The sequence below is a fragment of the Autumnicola musiva genome (assembly GCF_031846585.1).
Taxonomy (GTDB): domain Bacteria; phylum Bacteroidota; class Bacteroidia; order Flavobacteriales; family Flavobacteriaceae; genus Autumnicola; species Autumnicola musiva.
Map to the genome: position 1 here is coordinate 374,487 of NZ_JAVRHK010000003.1, position 19,080 is coordinate 393,566.

Genomic DNA, 19,080 nt, shown 5'->3' on the forward strand with positions numbered 1-19,080 from the left:
TTAATTGGTTCCTAATAATTGTTTTAATTTTTCTTCATCAATTTCGGAACCGGCAAAATTATCAAATTTTTTGTCGGTTGCCTGGATGATATTTTTGGCTATAAAAGGAGCACCTTCCTTAGCACCCTGTTCCGGAGATTTTATACAGCATTCCCATTCCATTACCGCCCATACATCACAGCTATATTCTGTTAATTTGGAGAATATAGTTTTGAATCTACCTGGCCGTCTCCCGGGCTTCTGTATCTGCCAGCACGGTTCACCCAATCTTCATAACCTCCAAAACTTCCTTTTTTCCCGGTTGGATTAAATTCGGCGTCTTTTACATGGAACATTTTAATGTAATCGTGATAAAAATCAATGTATTGCAGATAATCGAGTTGCTGCAATACAAAATGGCTGGGATCATATAAAATATTTACCCTTTTATGATTGTTGGTGGCCTCTAGAAAACGTTCAAAAGTAACCCCATCGTGAAGGTCTTCCCCGGGGTGTATTTCATAACACACATCAACATCCTGCTCATCAAATTCATTTAAAATAGGCAACCATCTTTCTGCTAATTCCTGAAAGCCCAATTCCACCAGCCCCTGTGGCCGCTGTGGCCAGGGATGGGCGGTATGCCAAAGCAGGGAGCCGCTAAATGTACCCATTACATCAAGCCCAAGATTACGACTTGCTTTGGCAGCACTTTTAAGCTGATCTATAGCCCAGGCGGTACGCTCTTTAGGATTATTATGAAGTTCTTTAGGAGCAAAATTATCAAACATCTTATCGTAGGCAGGATGCACTGCAACTAACTGTCCCTGGAGATGGGTGCAGAGTTCTGTGATCTCAAGGCCATAAGATGAAATTTTACCTTTTAGTTCATCGCAGTAGTCTTTGCTTTCTGCCGCTTTTTTTAGATCAATCAGGTTTTTTTCCCAGGTTGGAATTTGTATTCCTTTATAGCCTAATCCTGAAGCCCATTTACAAAGCCCGTCCAGCGAGTTGAAAGGTTCTTTTTCATCAATAAATTGTGCTAAAAATACAGCAGGTCCTTTAATTGTCTTCATATCTGTTATTCATCAATTTTCACCCATACATTTCCCTGTTGGTGGGAGTGCACGGTTTTTTCAATAAAATTCATTCCACGAAGGCCATCATCGAGGGTGGGAAATTCTCCATCATAATTTTTTTCCCCATTAATGGCTTTAGCAACACCTTTATAAATGTTACCCATAGAATCAAAAATACCTTCGGGATGGCCCGGGGGCAATTTTGTTCCATTCAGAGAAAAAGCGCTATTATATTCATGGCCTGGCTTAAGAACCTGCATAGGTTCGCCTTCTTTCAATAAATAGAGATAATTGGGATTTTCCTGTTCCCATTTTAATCCGCCTTTTTTTCCGTAGATATTTACAGAAAGATTGTTTTCCTCACCCGTGGCAATCTGGCTGGACCGCAATATTCCCTTTACATATTCTGAAAATCGTAAAAGAACTGTACCGTCTATATCCATGGCATTATCTTCATACATGTAGTTAAGGTCTGCCAGGATTTCTTTCACCTGAAGCCCCGAAACATATTCGATCATGTCAAATGCATGTGTTCCAATGTCGCCAATGCAACAGCTTATGCCCGATTTTTCAGGGTCAAGCCTCCAGATGCTGGAACGCTCCTCCTTATTGTGAATAATAGGATTTATCCAGCCCTGGTAGTATTGTACATCTATTTTTTGAATTTCTCCAATGGCTCCGCCGGCAATCATTTCCTTCATTTGGCGCACCATTGGATAGCCTGTATAGGTATAGGTTACGGCAAAAATACTTCCCGATTTCTCCTGGGTCTCTTTCAGAATTTTGGCTTCTTCATAGGTAGTGGTCATAGGTTTTTCACATATTACGTGAAAACCATTTTCCAGAAGTTTGTTAGCCATGGAAAAATGAAGAAAATTAGGAGTCAATATGGAAATCACCTGCAGGCGCTCTTCTTTTGGCAAAGATATTTCTTTAGCTATTAGTGTTTCCAGATCTTTGTAGACTCTATCGGAGCCAATTCCGACTTCTTCAGCAAATTGTAAGCTCTTTTCAAATTCAGAATTAAAGGAACCGCCAACCAGTTCATATTTATCATACATAGCAGAGGCTATGCGGTGAAGAATGCCAATTAATGAATCACTGCCTCCTCCTAGAATTCCAAGTTTTATCTTTTTACCCATGATTTAAATTTCTATGTCTTTTTTCTCTATTTTTTCATTCCTGAAGAAGATAGCGAAAAGAATCATTACGCCAAAAGCAAATGCTGCCGGAAATATCCAGATTGAATCCCATTGGTGCAGCTTTTCTCCCAGTAGATTGGCGTCACTAATTAAACCGGCCACGTAAAAACCAATCAGCATTCCTACCCCATAGGTTGCCAGCGTAATAAGTCCCTGCGCCGAACTTTTAAATTTTTCTCCGGCTTTAAAATCGGTGTATCTGGCCTGTTACAAATATCTCTGTAAAATGATTTCTAGTGGTAATTTTCATGTTACTGCTTTTCTTTTTCTGAATTCAACTTAGTTCCTTTTTCTATTAGTAATTCTTTTGTTGCGAGAATGCCTTCTTCAGGAGATAAATTTGTTCCTTCATATTCCACCCCCACATAGCTGTTATAGCTAACTTCTTTAATAATTTCCAGCATTTTGCCATAATCTATTGTAGTTTCTTCGCCTTCATCATTAAATGCGTATGATTTTGCACTAACGGCTTTGGCATAAGGCATCATCTCGGATACACCTTTATATTTCGGGTATTCTTGTACACATGAAGCTTCCCACCGTTCACCTCCTTCACGTTTAAGACAGAAATTTCCAAAATCTGGTAATGTTCCGCAGTTTTCCATATTTACATCTTCCATCACTGCAATAAGAAGATTGGCATCTGAAGATAAGTAGCCGTGATTTTCTACCAGTACATTTATATCTCTACCGGCGGCATATTCTGCAAGATCTTTTAAACCGGCAGCAGCCGATTTTCTCCAGATATCCCTGTCTTCACTTCCGAAGAGGTTTACCCTGATGGAATGACAACCAAGAGTTTGTGCTGCATCCACCCATTTTTGATGATTTTTAACTGCCTGTTTTCTTACAGCGGCATCAGGTGAAGCAAGATCCCCCTCGTTGTCAACCATAATAAGAACATTTCTCACGTTATATTCTTCGCTTTTTTGCTTCAGTGTATCTATAAGCGATTTAAAAGCAGCTTCCGGATCTTCGGCATCTTTATATTTATCCGAATAAAGCTGACTCACATATTCTATTCCTTCAAATCCCAAATCACTGGCTTTTTCAGCAAAATCTATGGGATTCATAGTTCCGTTCATAATAGGCTCGTGTAATGACCATTGTGCTAAAGAAATTTTGAAGAAAGGATCTTCGGCTGATGCTACAACTTCTGTATCAGCTTGTTGTTCATTTCTTTTATCGGAATCTTTGCAGGACGCAAATGTCAGAAGGATTAATATTAACAAGGATGATATTCCTGTAGCCCCGGAGAGAAATTTTTTCATATAAGTAGAGAAAATAAATTCTTAAATTATTTGAATTTTAAAAGTAGACTTTTTTTTAAAGATGTAAAATAATAAGCTTAAATTTCTATATTTGACATTACACCGTAAAATTTACTATCAATTAACTGCTAAAGTGTGACTAATTTATACGAAAATGATAACTATGATGCCATAGTTGTTGGTACAGGCATAAGTGGTGGCTGGGCTGCTAAAGAATTGTGTGAAAAAGGCTTTAAAACCCTGGTGCTGGAACGGGGGCCTATGGTAGAACATATTAAGGATTATCCAACTATGAATGATGATCCGTGGGATTATAAGTTTAAAGGACAATTAACTCGGGAAGAGGAAAAGCGGCAGTACAAGCAGGCACGTACCGGATATACTACGAACAAATCCAGCGCACACTGGTTTGTAGATGATATTAAACATCCGTATAATGAGGTGAAAAGATTTGACTGGATGCGTGGATATCATGTTGGAGGAAGATCTATTATGTGGGGGCGCCACAGTTACCGGCTTAGCGATATTGACTTTACAGCCAACAAAAACGATGGTGCAGGAGTAGACTGGCCAATACGGTATAAAGATATTGCTCCCTGGTATGATTATGTTGAATCCTATATTGGGGTAAGCGGGGAGAAGCTGGGATTGCCTCAGCTGCCGGATGGAAATTTTCTTCCTCCCATGGAGCTTAATTGTGTAGAAGATCATTTGAGAGAAAAAATTGCTGAAAACTTTAACGGCCGGGTTATGACGATGGGGCGTGTGGCCCATATTACTGGAGATAAAAAGTTTGAAGGCCGTAATAAGTGTATGTACAGGAACAGGTGTATCCGGGGTTGCCCTTACGGAGCCTATTTTAGTAGTAATGCCTCAACACTTCCAGCAGCTGGCAGAACGGGAAATATGACCCTACGGCCAAACTCGGTGGTGCATGAAGTGGTTTATGATCCTGAAACCAAAAGAGCTACTGGAGTTAAGATCATAGATGCGGAGACCAAAGAAAACATAGAATATAAGGCCAATGTGATTTTCTTATGTGCATCTGCTATGGCTTCTACAAGCATACTTATGCAGTCAAAATCTGATCGTTTTCCTGACGGAATGGGAAATGACAGTGGCGAATTGGGCCATAATGTTATGGACCACCATTTCAGAGTTGGGGCATCAGCAACTTATGATGGTTTTGAAGATTCTTACTACAAGGGAAGGAAGCCCAACGGAATTTACCTCCCTCGTTTCAGAAATATTGACGGTGGGGAAAAAATGCCGTTTACACGTGGTTATGGCTACCAGGGTGGGGCCAGCAGAACCAATTGGGAAGAGAGCATTGCTGAAGCTTCGTACGGAAAGGAATTAAAAGAAGCTGTATCCAAACCCGGTAAATGGACAATGGGACTAATAGCCTTTGGGGAAACCTTACCTTATCATGAAAACAGGATGTTCCTTAATTATGATAAAAAAGACGAATGGGGCTTACCAACAATAACTTTTGATGCGGAATTTAAAGAGAACGAATTACTCATGCGTAAAGATATGCAGGAGCAGGCCGTAGCTATGCTGGAAAAAGGAGGTTTTCAGGATATACGTGCTTATGATGAACTTGGGGCACCGGGACTGGGAATCCATGAAATGGGAACCGCAAGGATGGGAAGAGATCCTGAAACTTCAGTTTTAAATGGCAATAATCAGGTACATGCCGTGCCTAATGTATATGTTACAGACGGTGCTTTTATGACTTCTTCGGGATGCCAGAATCCTTCGTTAACATATATGGCGATGACGGCAAGGGCTGCAGACCATGCATCAAAGAATTTTAAAAAATCTAACGCTTAATTTTTTCTTATCATGAAAAGAAGAGAGGCATTAAAAAATATCGGACTTGGAGCAGGAATAATGGTGGTGGGACCTACAACTTTAAGTCTGTTGCAGAGCTGTAAGAATGAATCTGAGTATGAGTGGCAGCCTGTTTTTTTATCTGCTGCAAATGGCTTTGTCCTTAAAAAAGTCCTGGATATAATTCTACCCGCAACAGATACTCCCGGGGCGGGCGATTTAAATATAGCTCAATTTCTGGATTCCTACATGGCTGAAGTAGCTCCTCCTGAACGGCAAGAGGAGTTCCGAGAGTCCGCTGATGCTTTTGCAGAGGCCTTTAAAAATGAATTTGATAAAGATCCAGGCGAAGCAAGTGAGGAAGAATTTGAGAAAATTGTAGAGAAGTATCTTCGTGCCACTCCCGCGGAAAAAGAAAAATACATGAAGCGGAACAGTGAAACTCAGGACCCTCAGGATAAAGATCCTGTACAGGAACCCAAAGAAGAAAATACTTCTAATCCCGATGTAGGTGCATATGCTTATCTGCAAGACGTTAGGGAAATGGGTGTCTGGGCGTGGAAAACCAGCGAACAGATTGGGGAAAATGTTTTATGGTACGATCCAATTCCGGGACAATATATTCCGTGTGGCCCTGTGGAAGAGCTTGGAAATGGAAATGCAATGGCTTTATAATCACTAAAAATTTCATCTGAAATTTTTTCAGTTTAAGAGAAGACGAATTTTTCTTCCAATTTTCAGGATAATTATCGTAAACCGTCTGTATACTATCGCAGATGATTTTTATGTATAAAATTTTTAGCTTGAAGTTTTACTTTTCTTGTATTCAATAGGAACTAATACTTATGGTGAGAGAACATTTTTAATAAACGGATTGAGCCACTACAATTAAAAAGATACTAAAACCTTTAAAATTAATTCGGGACAGCTATTTTAGCTTTTTCAGATAAAATATTTACATTCACTCGGGTTACTTCGCCCAAATATTCTCCGTCTATTTGAAACGGAACGGGTTCTTCGCAAGTAACCTTAGCCTCTTTTACAGGTATCACCTTAACAAAATCTTTGCTTAGGTTAGTCTCATTTCGCAAGGTGTTAAGTATTTCTCTAAAATCAAAATCCTTAAATATCAGAATTTCCATAATACCGTCATCTATCTTTCCATTGGGGTTTACATTTGCTCCTGTACCATATTTTTGTGCGTTTGCAAAGGCCAGTAAAATTCCTTTTTCCGTAATTTTTTCATTTTCAGTTTCAATAGTGAAGCTGTACGGGTATTTGCCTTTTATAAGAGTGGGAACAGTTTGCAGCAGGTAACCAAACTTTCCGCGAAAAGTAGATTCTTCATAATTTTTGATTAATTCCGCATTAATTCCTAGGTCACTCATATGAAGACCAATTTCATTATTGAGGCAAATAAGATCAATATCAATAAAATTAGTTCCCAGGGCTACATCTATCTGTTCTTCTAGGGTATCTGGGATTTTTAAGTTTAGTGCTAGTGCATTAGCCGATCCACCGGGTATTATCCCCATTGGTATATTAAAACTTTTTGTAGCTTCAGCAACAAGTTTAATTGTACCGTCCCCTCCAGCAGTAATAATTCTCGATGGCTGTCTTTCTTCAGTTATTTTACGTATATTTTCCAGATCATTTTTTCCTTTTGTATGGTAGATAAAAAGTTCAGCACCTTTACTTTCAATTATTATCTTTAATTCATCTACCATATTTTTTTTATTAATGTCTCCTGAGATAGGGTTTACAACTAATAAAATTTCTTTAATATCTCCCATAGATTTATTCATATAGTTAAAATTAAGTATTTTAGAAATGATTGTTAGTTAGAGAAAAATTAAAGCTTTTGAAACTCGATTTAAAATTATACCGTGGATATGTTAATGACCAGGAACTTGTAGTATTTGGACATCTTTTTAAATCCTGGGCACCCGATAAATACCGCTTGGACCGCAGGGGGATTAGACATGCTTTTTCGATTATTCATATGTTCAGAATTAAACCACTGCCTAATGTAAAAATCCGGCTTAAGTTCAGGGGCTTAGATGTTACCACTAAAACACAGGATGACGGCTACTTCCGTTTTTCCATACCTTTTACAGAAGAACTGGAAAGCGGTTGGCATAGCTATGAGATTATTTGTGAATTGCATGAATTTGGAATTATTGAAAAAGGAGAATTGCTTAAACCTTATGAGAGTAAATTTGCCATTATATCAGATATAGATGATACTTTTCTTATATCCCACAGTAACAGTTTTTTTAAAAAATTGTATGTAATGCTCTCAAAAAATGTAAATAAGAGAAAGATATTTGATGATGTGGTGAAACACTACAGGGCATTGAGCATTGCAGGACAGGACAGTAAAGAGGCTTCCAATTCCTTTTTTTATGTTTCAAGCAGCGAGTGGAATCTATATGAATTTATTGAAGAATTTGCACGTATTCATGAGCTTCCAAAAGCGGTTATTAAATTGAAAAAAATAAAAACCGGTATTCGTGATTTTCTCTCTAGTGGAAGAGGAAGTCACAATCATAAATACGAGAAAATTAAAGACATTATCTCATTTTATCCAAAATTGCAATATGTATTGTTAGGAGATGATTCTCAAAAGGACCCATACCTATATGAAAGGATTTGCAAAACATATCCACTTAGCATTGGTGCAATTTATATTAGGCAAACCAAAGGTTCCCAGAAAAAAGAAGTACAGGAAATACTAAAAAACATTGAAGATATGGGTGTAGTTACCTGTTATTTCAGAAATAGTGAAAAAGCTATTGAACATTCCCGGGAAGTAGAAATTATTTAATTTTTCATTTCGTGTTGTTTCTTTCGAAATACTTCAGGTATTTTTGATTGTTCAGATATATTTGTGACATTCTAATTTCTCAAAATTCATATTTTTGAAACTTTTAAAATTTGTTGCCGGGCATACTAAAATCAGTCAAAAAAGTCTGAAAAATACATTAGGCTTATTAGAGCAGGATGCTACTATTCCCTTTATTGCCAGGTATAGAAAAGAGAGCACCGGCAATCTTTCTGAAGTAGAAATTGAAAAAATTTCAGGACTTATCAATACCTGGAAAGAGCTTGAGAAAAGAAAATTAAGTATTCTTAAATCAATTGAAGAACAGGGAGCCCTTTCTGATGTGCTGCGGAAACAAATTGAGATATCTGCAAATCTCATTCAGCTGGAAGATATTTATTTGCCTTACCGCAAGAAAAGGAAAACAAAAGCAGATATGGCGCGTGAGCAAGGCCTGGAGCCTCTTGCTAAAATCATTATGGCGCAAAACACAGATCATCCTGAAGGGGCTTCAGAAAAATTTGTAAAAGGAGAGGTTTCTTCAATTTCAGAAGCCTTGCAAGGTGCTAAAAATATAATCGCCGAATGGATAAATGAAAACAAGATCGTACGTGCCCGTTTAAGACAACTCTATGGAAAAACTGCAGTGATTTCTTCAAAAGTGGTAAAAGCTGAAGAGCACAAACCCGGGGCGGAAAAATATCGGCAATATTTTGACTGGTCCGAAAGTTTAAGGCGAATTCCTTCTCACCGATTTCTGGCTATTCATCGGGCAAACGCTGAAAATATAGTGAGAATAAAAGTGGAGGTAACTCAAGAGGAAGCTATTGAACTAATCTCAAGAATTATTATAAAAGAAAATACTTCTAAAGCTTCTGTACTACTTTCAGAAGCAATAGAAGATGCATACAAAAGATTATTAAAGCCCTCTTATACTACCGAATTTTTAAATGCAGCTAAAGAAAAGGCCGATGAAGAGGCTATAGAAGTTTTTGCATCGAACCTCGAACAGCTGTTAATGGCACCGCCGCTGGGAAGTAAAAGGATTTTAGCTATTGATCCGGGCTTTAAATCGGGTTGTAAAGTGGTTTGCCTTGATGAAAATGGCAATTTGCTCTATAATAAAAATATATATCCTCATCCGCCTCAGAAGGATTATACCATGGCGATGAAAAAAATAAGATCCCTTATAAATGCTTACAGAATCGAAGCAGTATCCATAGGAAATGGGACTGCTTCGCGAGAAACGGAAAGGTTTATAAAGAAAATTAATTTTGACAGGGAAGTTGCCGTTTTTGTGGTTAATGAAGCAGGAGCTTCGATTTATTCCGCATCAAAACTTGCCAGGGAAGAATTTCCAGATTACGATATTACCGTTCGTGGTGCGGTTTCCATTGGCCGCCGGTTAAGTGATCCTCTGGCAGAATTGGTTAAAATTGATCCAAAATCTATTGGAGTAGGGCAATATCAGCATGAAGTAGATCAGGCTAAATTGAAACATAAACTTGACACCGTGGTTATGAGCTGCGTGAACCGGATTGGGGTAAATGTTAATACAGCCAGTAAAGAATTGTTATCCTATGTGTCTGGCATCGGCTCTGGTATTGCATCTAACATAATTAAATATAGGAGTGGGAACAATGGTATTAATACCAGGGAGGAATTGCAGAAGGTACCACGCTTAGGGACTAAAGCTTATGAGCAGTCTGCGGGTTTTCTTAGAATAAAAAATGGGGATAATCCTTTAGATAACACCGGAATACACCCTGAAAATTATGCTATAATTCAAATAATAGCAGACGATTTAAATCTAAAACTTCAAGATCTGGTTGGGAATAAAGAGGTAGTTAAAAGTTTAAATATTTCAGACTATAATTCTGCGGAAGTAGGTTTACCCACTTTGCAGGACATTGCCAAAGAACTTGAAAAACCAGGTTTGGACCCACGCAGTAAGATAACATCATTTGAATTTGATCCTTCCGTAAAAACTATCGAAGATTTAAAGGAAGGAATGAAGTTACCAGGAATGGTGAATAATATTACTAATTTTGGATGTTTTGTAGATATAGGAATAAAAGAAAGCGGGCTGGTACATATTTCTAAATTAGCCACAAACTACGTTTCTGATGTTAATAAAGTAGTAAAACTTAACCAACACGTAGAAGTTACGGTTATAGGTGTAGATATAGATCAAAAAAGAATCCAGCTTTCTTTTATAGAATAATAAAAAGGCTGGCATAAAAGCCAGCCTAGTGAGGTTAAACAGATGTAGTTACAGATCTCTTTTACCCTTGTAATTTCTGTTGCGAAATTCTTCCCGATCATAAAATGGATCCTCTTCTCTTTTTTTTCTTCTTTCCTCTTCTTCATCGGTAATTCTCTTATCGGCTTCTTTTTTCGATACATCTCCTTTTTCTTTGCTAAAAGACTGATCTGAAATATATTCATCCTGGGGTTTCCCAGAAGATTGCCTGCTGTCAAAGTCCCTGTTAAATGAAGTATTGCCACGTTCATCTGATCCACTCTCCTTTTTCTTACGGGCCTGATCATCTTCACTTTCGGAGGTTAAATGTTGTTTTTCTCTCTTGCTTTGGAATTCCTTATCGTAAGAAGTATCTGCATGCCTTGAAGAATTAATGGCCCCGGTTCCAGGGCTATCTTCAGTACCGCGGTGCCTTGGATGTTCTCTTTCTTCAATTTCCCTTCTCTTTATTTCTTCATCAGATAAGGAATTTAAGGAAGTACCGCTATGTTTCCCGTCATCCACCAATTCTCCTGCTTCTTTGCTGGTTCCGTGAGTTCTTTTTCTTCCTTCGTCCGGGGAGCTGCGCTTATAAGATTTCAACACATTATTTTCGTAATGCCGTTCAACATTTGTTCCTGAGCGGTACCTTTTTGTTTCTGCAAATGTTTGGTAATCTACAGTATCAGTAAAAACAAACTTCTGGTCCCTATCAAACCCTACCATCCCTATTGGAATAATAATATGATTTTCCCCCTCTTCATTAATAAATTCATGTACATTTTCATTAGAGGGACTACCGTAAGGATCATGATTTGCTTCAATAATGGTGTTATCTACTTCTACATCCAGATAAACAACCCTGTCAAGTTCTTTATTTACAAGCAGATTATCAACTTTGCCTATTACCCTATTGTCTCTGTCCTTTACCGACCATCCGCGAACATCGGGATCATGTTTGGAAATTTTATAATCTGATAGCTCACTAAAATGATATAAATGCTTATTCCTGGTTTCCATATTGTTATTTATTTTAGATGGTTAATTTTTTGATCAAAGAATAATTACTACACTAGTGCCTCATTTTCATAGTAGAATTGTACCGGCAATAATTTAATATATAAGAAATTAGAAGAAGTCTTTAAATTTCTTATTTTCATATTTAAGCTTATTTCTTCCGAGGTTTCAGGTAAATTTGATGATTTTTGATTAGATCTATCCTGCCAAAGAAGCAATGATAGAATGATGCCGGCAATTATCAATATCAGAAATATCCACGGCCAAACCGGTTTCTTTTTCTCTATACTTATATCTGCCATGGTTATTTACTTTTAATATTTCATTTCTAAGGTAATAACATAAATTCCAAAAATATTTAAGCTTTATATAATGTATTGTTAATTAAGGCCTAAGAAAATTTTATCTATCATGGTGTATAAAAAAGCCGGAAAGTTTTGCTTTCCGGCAGATAAAAAAATCGTTAACAAAAGATGTATTTTAAAAAGTATCTGAGGGGAATACTATAAGGCTTTCATGACCATCTTTGCCAACGGCCGCGACTCCAAAGAAGTAATTGTCTATCACCACTCCTTCAAGTGTAAATTCATTTACATCTCCCACAAAACGGGAATAATCCCAGGTAGGAGAGGTTGTATCTCTCCAATATATCTTATATCCTGCAACATCTCCGCCTACTTTATCCCAGCGGAGTTTTGCCGAGGGTTCTACAATTCCACCTATTTCTACATTTTCGGGAGCGAGAGGAGCCCAGGCGAGGCTGGCCATGTTTATAGCGTTTACTGCCGTTAATTTTTTGGCATAATCAAAATTTACTCCCTCTATTACATCTCCATATTCAATCCCATTTTCTGTTCTTATATCCTGGTGCTGACGAATATAATTTTCATGAGCTTCCATAATCCTAACCCCAGCATAACCAAGATCATTAAATGACCGGTGATGACCTCCGCGCCCAAAACGGTCGAGTCTATAGATCATTATTGGATTCATCTCGGGCATGTAAGTTTCTGTGGTTTTATGGATGTACCTGGCAAGCTGTCTTGAAATTCCATCTACTTCGCCGCCATAATACCTGCGCATCTTTCTTTCCTGTTCTGTTTCGGTGGGAGGAACAGGCTCAGAAAAGATTCTAAAATCACGATTGCTAATTACCCCGTCAACTCCTTCAATGTTTCCAATCATGTCATTATTGAGAACACCAATAATGTCCCAATTGTTTTTCTTTGCATATTCCGCAAGCCCCTTCCCGCCAAAAAGACCCTGTTCCTCGCCGGAGAGTCCAACATAAATAATGCTGCTTTCAAAGTCATACTGCGATAAAACCCTTGCAGCTTCTATAGTTCCGGCCATTCCACTTGCATTATCATTGGCGCCGGGAGCATCACCAGTATAATCCATGGTGTCTGAATTACGGGAATCTATGTCTCCGCTCATAATGATATAACGGTTTGGGTATTTTATTCCCTTTTGAACAGCGACAACGTTTACCACAAGGGCTTCATGCGGCACGCTGCGTCCATCTTCAGGAGTAACCAGGTTTTTTTGATAAAATACCTCCAGGCAGTTATCACAATCTGTCGAGATTTGATCAAATTCAGATTTTATCCAGCGCCGGGCGGCACCAATGCCCCGGGTGTCAGATACTGTATCGCTAAAGGTATTTCTGGTACCAAAGCCTGCAAGTTTCCTAATATCCTCTTCAATTCTATCAGAGGATACGCTATTGATTATTTCATAAATCTGCGGATTGGTTTCCTGAGATAAAACAGAAGGGGAAAAGAATGAAAATATAAGGAGAAAAGTAAAAGGGACTAAATTCTTAAGCATTTTATTGATTTTATTTTTGGGTAAGTTAACGAAACTTTCTTCTATACTACAAGCCGAAGACGGGAAGAGCAATAAAAAAAGCCCCGACAATGCCGGAGCTTTTCTATAATATTAATAATTAATATATTTAACTGGCCTTCATTTCATGAACTTCAGCCTTGGCTTCATTAATTTTTTCTTTAGATTTTGAGTTGGTCAAATTAGCTTTTGATTTTGCTTTTAGAGCATCCACTTTGTGATTTAAAGAATCTGTGAAGTTGTTTATTTTACCTTTGGCACCAGAGATATAATCATCAGAGGTTTGAGAAATAGCTTTACGGGTATCTGTTCCTTTTTTAGGAGCAAGTAAAAGACCCGCAATTGCTCCTGCGGCTGCTCCTGAAATTAATCCTAACAACAATTTTCCTGATTTCATAATAGTTATAGTTTAGATTTTAGTTCGTAATTTTGGTTACGATGTAAAATTAATATAATATCCTCTGGTTTACCATAATAGCCTAGTTAACATTGCCATAAACTTTTTGTGTAAAAGTAAATATTCTTAACATTCCCAAAGCTTAATTTTTATCCGCGAATGATTGCAATAAAGCCCGGACTTTACGGATATCTTCCACATAATATCTTGCGCTGGTTTGCTTTATCCCTACTTTTACAGTAATAGCACTGTCCGGCAATTCTTTGAACATAAACTCATCGGTCCAATCGTCTCCCAGGGCAAAAATGAAATCAAAATTCTTTCCTGCCAGTTTTTTATTGGCAGACTTTCCTTTATTCACTCCACTACTTTTTATTTCCAGCACCTTATTTCCTTCCAGCACACTGAGTCCACGGTTAGATATAAGTTCCTTTAGAACATTAGAAAGTTCATTAGCACGTCTTTCCCCGAGTTGCGGATCTGCTTTTCTAAAATGCCATGCCAGGGAATAATTTTTTTCTTCTATAAAAGTACCTGGAGTACGGTCTACAAAATTTTCTATTACCGGGCGTACCGCTTCCATCCAGTCATTTTTAACATTTTCCGATAACTGCCAATCACTGTTGGACTTTCTTAACCAAGTGCCATGCTCAGAAATAAGATCTATAGGAGTATCCTCCCACCAATTCCCTAACGTATCTTTATCCCTTCCGCTAATAAGAACTACTTCAGTGTTTTCCTGCTTAATCAATTGTGAGATTAGTACTTTCAGTTCCTCGTCAGGTCGTGCATTTTCAGGTTTATCAGTAAAATTCACCAGGGTTCCGTCATAATCCAGGAAAAATATTCTATTACTGGCATTATTATAACGTTCCTTAAGGTCTTTGAGTACATTCGGCGTAATTCGCATTGCTTCAAAAGCCTGACGATTGTCTTCGGTATTACGTAAGGATTTCATGAAATCCTGCGCCCACTTTTCCACACTGTAACGTTTCAGTCTTTTCTGAAGCATTTTATTACGCTCTATCTGCTCTTCCTTTGGCATTTCAAAAGCCTGCTTCAATGTTCTTGCAATCTGGTCAAAATTATTAGGATTGATGAGCAGGGCTTCATTCATTTCATGGGCAGCCCCGGCCATTTCGCTTAATATTAAAATTCCGGTATGGTCTGTTCTGGTTGCTATATATTCTTTAGCCACAAGGTTCATCCCATCCCGTATTGGGGTTAGAAGTGCAATGTCACAGGAAGTATAAAGATCTACAAGATTTTCAAACGGCATGGAGCGGTAGAAATACCAGATTGGAGTCCAGCTAACCGTAGAGAATTTACCGTTAATTCTTCCAACAAGTTCATCAATTTCCCTTTTTAGCCGTTGATACTGCGGAACATTAGAACGGGAAGGTACTGCCAGCATTACCAGGCGTACCTTTTCAATAAATTCGGGATACTTATCCAGAAAGAATTCAAATGCGCGTAACCTGTTGGCGATACCTTTAGTATAATCCAACCTGTCCAGGCTTAATATGAGTTTTGCATCCGGAGTGGTCTTAAGGTGATGATCCAGCCTGCGTTGTAATTCAGATTTATCTTCAGCGGTATTCTTGAAATGGTTAAGAGCTGCCTTTTCAAATTTTTCGTAATCTATCCCCATGGGAAAGGAATCAACTTTTACAATCCTGTCAGGCAGGGTTATTTCATTAAAATCTACCTGATGCCTTAAAATCCTACTCACCGAGCTCAGGAAGTGTCTTTCATAATCGTAGGTATGAAAACCTATTAAATCTGCTCCTAAAACTCCCTCCAGAACTTCTTCCCTCCATGGCAGGGTTCTGAAAACTTCATAAGAAGGAAAAGGAATATGGTTAAAAAATCCAATTATTGCATCCGGTGCATGTTCGCGAATCATATTTGGAACAAGGAGCAATTGATAGTCATGAACCCAGATATGATCTCCTTCTTCATAATGTTTCAAAACCTCTTCAGCGTATTTCTGATTTACTTTCTTATAAGTTTCCCAATACCAGTCATCCGATTCAGTATATTCCATAAAGTAATGGAAGAGTGGCCAAACCGTCCGGTTGCTAAAGCCGTAATAAAATCCATCAATTTCTTCAGAAGTGAGGTTTACCGCAATACAATCTTCTTCTTTTGCTTTTACTTTTACATCTTCTATAAGATGCCCGGGAATTTCTTCTTCAGGCATTCCACTCCATCCAATCCAGATACTATCACCTTCCTTATGAAAAGATTTGAGTCCGGTAGCCAGTCCCCCCACACTGGGAGTTACTTCTAATTGGTCATTTTCAATGTTAATTTGTAAGGGTAAGCGGTTGGATATAATAATTGTCTTGCTCATATTTTTGATTGGTTCTGTTGCAGCCAAGTTGAATTTTCTTAAATTTCCGAAAATCATTTTAGAATACCATTCTTTTAAAAGAACTTTAAGAATATATGGAAAACTTAGATTACGGAATAATCGGAAACTGTAAGAGTGCCGCTTTGGTCTCTAAGACAGGCTCCATGGATTGGTGTTGTCTCCCCAACTTTGATTCAGCAGGAATTTTTGCTAAACTTTTAGATGACGAAATAGGAGGAAGCTTTGAAGTTGAAGTGGGCGATGACTATACTATAAATCAGGAATACCTTTGGGAAACAAATGTATTAAGTACAGTTTTTGAAAATGGAGAAGACGCCTTTCAGCTTATTGATTTTATGCCCAGATACCCCCGTGAAGATGGTTCTTTTTATGCCCCGCCGGATGTAATAAGATTCTTCAGATTATTAAAAGGTGCCCCGAAGATTAAGATTAAGTATGATCCACGGCTGGAATTTGCCCGTGAGGATACTTTTAATGAAAATAAAGGTGAATATATAAAAAGTTATACCAGAGAAGGTAAGTATGACTCGATATTCCTCTACTCAAGCTTTAAACTGGATGATATTCTTGAACGCAGGGAAATTACCTTAACAGGAAATGCTTATTGCCTCTTAGGCTATCACGAGAAACTTATAACACAGTCTCTGGACCGGTCTTATCTTAAATTTCAGCGTACTAAGACGTATTGGATGAACTGGAGTGAAAAAACTACCAGATATTCCCATTATCAAAATGAAATTATGAGAAGTGCGCTGGTATTAAAAGCATTGAGTTATAAAAAATCCGGCGCTGTGCTGGCTGCAGCTACCACTTCTTTACCAGAAACTATAGGAGAGGAGCGAAATTGGGATTATCGCTTTTGCTGGATAAGGGATGCTTCCATGGTCATAAAAGTAATGGCCGGACTGGGACACGTGAAATCGGCAAAAGATTTTCTTCAGTTTATCATCAATATTATTCCCAATAAGGATGAAAAGATCCAAATTATGTACGGGATTAACGGAGAGAAAGAATTAACCGAACATATCCTGGGTCATTTAAAAGGCTATAAAAACTCTAATCCTGTACGAACAGGAAATGCTGCGTATATTCAGAAGCAAAATGATATCTATGGAATATTGATGGAGGTGATTTATCAGCAATTTCTCCAGTTCGAAACCTCCCTGGAAAATAGTGAAGAGCTATGGACCATAGTACGAGGAATCGTGATGATTGTTGAAGAAAACTGGGAAAAACCCGATAAGGGAATTTGGGAATTACGTACGGAAGACCGTCATTTTGTATTTTCCAAACTTCTCTGTTGGGTGGCAGTTGATAGGGCAATCAAGATAGGAGAAGTACTGAGAATGGGTGTGAATGATACGAAGTGGAAAACCCTTAGAGCCGATATTTACAATGATATTTACAACAACGGCTGGAATGAGGAAATCGAGGCATACACGCAGTCCTATGGTTCTAAAGATCTGGATGCGTCTACTTTACTTATGGAATCCTACGGATTTATTGAAGCACGCGATCCACGCTTTATAAGCACTGTTAAAGCTACGGAAAAAGAACTTTGCCGGGATGGCCTTATGTATCGCTATAAAAATAAAGATGACTTTGGAGAACCTACTTCTTCTTTTACTATTTGTACCTTTTGGTTAATAGACAGCCTTTATAAAATTGGCGAAAAGGAAAGGGCAAAAGCTATGTTCGATCAACTTCTTTCTTACAGCAATCATCTGGGATTATTTAGTGAAGATATTGATTTTGAGACGAAGCGGCTGTTAGGAAATTTCCCTCAGGCGTACAGCCACCTTGCATTAATTGAAACTGCAGCTAATTTTAGTAAAGGACTGGTTTCTGAAGAAAATTTTTTAGGAGTCTTCTGATTTTTGCTGGATAGGGCCGGGAATTTCTATTCTTGTACGCGGCAGGCTTTCAGGGTAATTCTTTTGAAGAAATACAAGTATTTTTTCTCTTAGAAGTACCCTGAGGTCCCACGCCGTAGGTGAATCCTTGGCACTAACCAGTAAACGGATCTGTACTGATTTTTCTGTGGTATCAGTAACCTGCACCACGTTTACGTCTTTGTCCCATAGAGGTGTGCTTTCTAAAATCCGGGTTTGTTCAGCTCTTAACTCTTCAAACGGAACATTATAATCTGTATAAATATAAACGGTTCCAAGAATGTCGGCCGATTGGCGCGTCCAGTTTTGGAAAGTGTTTTCAATAAAGTAAGTAGAAGGTACTACCAACCTTCGTTTATCCCATATTTTCACAACAACATAGGTTAGGGTAATTTCTTCAATACGGCCCCATTCTCCTTCAACAATTACTACATCTTCCAGCCTCATTGGCTGGGTAATTGCAATTTGTATTCCGGCAAGCAGAGTTCCAATTGCTTTTTGTGCTGCAAGTCCAATAATAATCCCTGCAATTCCTGCGGAAGTTAAAAGGCTTACTCCTACAGAGCGAATGCTTTCAAAACTCATAAGAGCAATTCCAAGGGCCAGAATAACAATTATAAAAATAACTATGTTCTCCAGGATCATAAATTGAGTATAAACTTTTCTGGCTTTAAGGTTATCTTCAGAAGAAACATCATATTTCCCCAGCATGTGGTTTTTGAAAATTCTTAACCCTATAACTAAAAACCAGGCGATGCTAAGGATAAACCCTATAGTTGTTATATGCCCCACAACAACGTAAGTATATTCAAAATGAAAAATTTCACCTAGAATGGCTACCTTTCCCAGCAAACAGATAAGAAAGATAAGTAGTGGGATTTTTATTCGTTGCGCAAAATTTACCGGAAGGACATTACGCGGATCTTTACCTATTTTTTTAAGAATGTAATAAGTAATGCCAAAAAGAGCAATTAACACTACTATTCCAACAATTGAATATTTAACCCATTCCTGATCCATATCATTCATAAAATAAACTTCTTTGGGGATTTCCTTAAATCTATTAAAAAAGAAATATTTTTGTGCTAAATTCAGAAAAATTAAAAAGCTTTTAAC

General features: G+C 38.0%; 13 protein-coding genes and 2 pseudogenes. 5 read left to right on the forward strand and 10 right to left on the reverse strand.

Annotated elements, in window-relative coordinates; translation table 11 throughout:
• The 4 genes and pseudogenes from RM539_RS06605 to RM539_RS06620 all read right to left on the reverse strand — a co-directional run bounded on the left by RM539_RS06605 (position 1) and on the right by RM539_RS06620 (position 3,531).
• Positions 1-1,055, reverse strand: a pseudogene (locus RM539_RS06605) (sugar phosphate isomerase/epimerase family protein).
• 5 nt (positions 1,056-1,060) lie between these two features.
• On the reverse strand, positions 1,061-2,200 hold the full coding sequence (locus RM539_RS06610; RefSeq protein ID WP_311502587.1) for a Gfo/Idh/MocA family protein: 1,140 nt from the start codon (positions 2,198-2,200) through the stop codon (positions 1,061-1,063).
• A 3-nt stretch (positions 2,201-2,203) separates the two neighbouring features.
• Positions 2,204-2,458 (reverse strand): annotated as a pseudogene (locus RM539_RS06615) (MFS transporter); the annotation flags it as partial.
• 53 nt (positions 2,459-2,511) lie between these two features.
• Entirely contained in the window at positions 2,512-3,531 is a 1,020-nt protein-coding gene (locus RM539_RS06620) for a sugar phosphate isomerase/epimerase family protein (RefSeq protein WP_311502588.1), read from the reverse strand.
• Between the two features lie 135 nt (positions 3,532-3,666).
• On the opposite strand from RM539_RS06620, the gene RM539_RS06625 reads away from it, so the two are divergent.
• A complete protein-coding gene (locus tag RM539_RS06625; protein WP_311502589.1) occupies positions 3,667-5,367 on the forward strand; it encodes a GMC oxidoreductase in 1,701 nt (566 codons plus the stop codon).
• Positions 5,368-5,379: 12 nt separating this feature from the next.
• Positions 5,380-6,042 carry a gluconate 2-dehydrogenase subunit 3 family protein gene (locus tag RM539_RS06630; protein ID WP_311502590.1) on the forward strand — a complete coding sequence of 221 codons (663 nt, stop codon included), beginning with the start codon at positions 5,380-5,382 and terminating at the stop codon, positions 6,040-6,042.
• A gap of 239 nt (positions 6,043-6,281) precedes the next feature.
• On the opposite strand, the gene RM539_RS06635 is transcribed toward RM539_RS06630, so the two are convergent.
• Positions 6,282-7,172 carry a diacylglycerol/lipid kinase family protein gene (locus tag RM539_RS06635; RefSeq protein WP_311502591.1) on the reverse strand — a complete coding sequence of 297 codons (891 nt, stop codon included), beginning with the start codon at positions 7,170-7,172 and terminating at the stop codon, positions 6,282-6,284.
• Between the two features lie 56 nt (positions 7,173-7,228).
• Here RM539_RS06635 and RM539_RS06640 point away from each other — a divergent pair, with 56 nt between their 5' ends.
• Together RM539_RS06640 and RM539_RS06645 are read left to right on the forward strand one after the other, a co-directional pair.
• The gene (locus tag RM539_RS06640) at positions 7,229-8,194 is read left to right on the forward strand and encodes an App1 family protein phosphatidate phosphatase (RefSeq protein ID WP_311502592.1); all 966 of its coding nucleotides are present in this window, start codon (positions 7,229-7,231) and stop codon (positions 8,192-8,194) included.
• 94 nt (positions 8,195-8,288) lie between these two features.
• Positions 8,289-10,415, forward strand: coding sequence for a Tex family protein (locus RM539_RS06645; RefSeq protein ID WP_311502593.1), 2,127 nt, complete (start codon positions 8,289-8,291; stop codon positions 10,413-10,415).
• A 48-nt stretch (positions 10,416-10,463) separates the two neighbouring features.
• On the opposite strand, the gene RM539_RS06650 is transcribed toward RM539_RS06645, so the two are convergent.
• From RM539_RS06650 to RM539_RS06665, 4 genes are all read right to left on the reverse strand, one after another.
• The gene (locus RM539_RS06650; protein ID WP_311502594.1) at positions 10,464-11,453 is read right to left on the reverse strand and encodes a YlmC/YmxH family sporulation protein; all 990 of its coding nucleotides are present in this window, start codon (positions 11,451-11,453) and stop codon (positions 10,464-10,466) included.
• A 477-nt stretch (positions 11,454-11,930) separates the two neighbouring features.
• Positions 11,931-13,280 carry a M28 family metallopeptidase gene (locus RM539_RS06655; RefSeq protein ID WP_311502595.1) on the reverse strand — a complete coding sequence of 450 codons (1,350 nt, stop codon included), beginning with the start codon at positions 13,278-13,280 and terminating at the stop codon, positions 11,931-11,933.
• 127 nt (positions 13,281-13,407) lie between these two features.
• Positions 13,408-13,695: a YtxH domain-containing protein gene (locus tag RM539_RS06660; RefSeq protein WP_311502596.1), complete on the reverse strand. Its 288-nt coding sequence runs from the start codon at positions 13,693-13,695 to the stop codon at positions 13,408-13,410.
• A gap of 142 nt (positions 13,696-13,837) precedes the next feature.
• Positions 13,838-16,051, reverse strand: a complete 2,214-nt coding sequence (locus RM539_RS06665; RefSeq protein WP_311502597.1) for a bifunctional alpha,alpha-trehalose-phosphate synthase (UDP-forming)/trehalose-phosphatase — start codon at positions 16,049-16,051, stop codon at positions 13,838-13,840.
• A 95-nt stretch (positions 16,052-16,146) separates the two neighbouring features.
• Here RM539_RS06665 and RM539_RS06670 point away from each other — a divergent pair, with 95 nt between their 5' ends.
• Positions 16,147-17,946 (forward strand): glycoside hydrolase family 15 protein, encoded by a 1,800-nt coding sequence (locus tag RM539_RS06670; protein ID WP_311502598.1) that lies wholly within the window; start codon positions 16,147-16,149, stop codon positions 17,944-17,946.
• On the opposite strand, the gene RM539_RS06675 is transcribed toward RM539_RS06670, so the two are convergent.
• Complete coding sequence (locus RM539_RS06675) at positions 17,932-18,993, reverse strand: mechanosensitive ion channel family protein (RefSeq protein WP_311502599.1); 1,062 nt, start codon at positions 18,991-18,993, stop codon at positions 17,932-17,934. The two genes, RM539_RS06670 and RM539_RS06675, sit on opposite strands and share 15 nt — an antisense overlap.
• Positions 18,994-19,080 lie beyond the last annotated feature (87 nt).

Coding starts and splice junctions, on each gene's coding strand:
- RM539_RS06610 (WP_311502587.1), bottom strand. CDS start 2,200: ATGGGTAAAAAGATAAAACTTGGAATTCTAGGAGGAGGCAGTGATTCA.
- RM539_RS06620 (WP_311502588.1), bottom strand. CDS start 3,531: ATGAAAAAATTTCTCTCCGGGGCTACAGGAATATCATCCTTGTTAATA.
- RM539_RS06630 (WP_311502590.1), top strand. CDS start 5,380: ATGAAAAGAAGAGAGGCATTAAAAAATATCGGACTTGGAGCAGGAATA.
- RM539_RS06635 (WP_311502591.1), bottom strand. CDS start 7,172: ATGAATAAATCTATGGGAGATATTAAAGAAATTTTATTAGTTGTAAAC.
- RM539_RS06650 (WP_311502594.1), bottom strand. CDS start 11,453: ATGGAAACCAGGAATAAGCATTTATATCATTTTAGTGAGCTATCAGAT.
- RM539_RS06655 (WP_311502595.1), bottom strand. CDS start 13,280: ATGCTTAAGAATTTAGTCCCTTTTACTTTTCTCCTTATATTTTCATTC.
- RM539_RS06660 (WP_311502596.1), bottom strand. CDS start 13,695: ATGAAATCAGGAAAATTGTTGTTAGGATTAATTTCAGGAGCAGCCGCA.
- RM539_RS06665 (WP_311502597.1), bottom strand. CDS start 16,051: ATGAGCAAGACAATTATTATATCCAACCGCTTACCCTTACAAATTAAC.
- RM539_RS06670 (WP_311502598.1), top strand. CDS start 16,147: ATGGAAAACTTAGATTACGGAATAATCGGAAACTGTAAGAGTGCCGCT.
- RM539_RS06675 (WP_311502599.1), bottom strand. CDS start 18,993: ATGAATGATATGGATCAGGAATGGGTTAAATATTCAATTGTTGGAATA.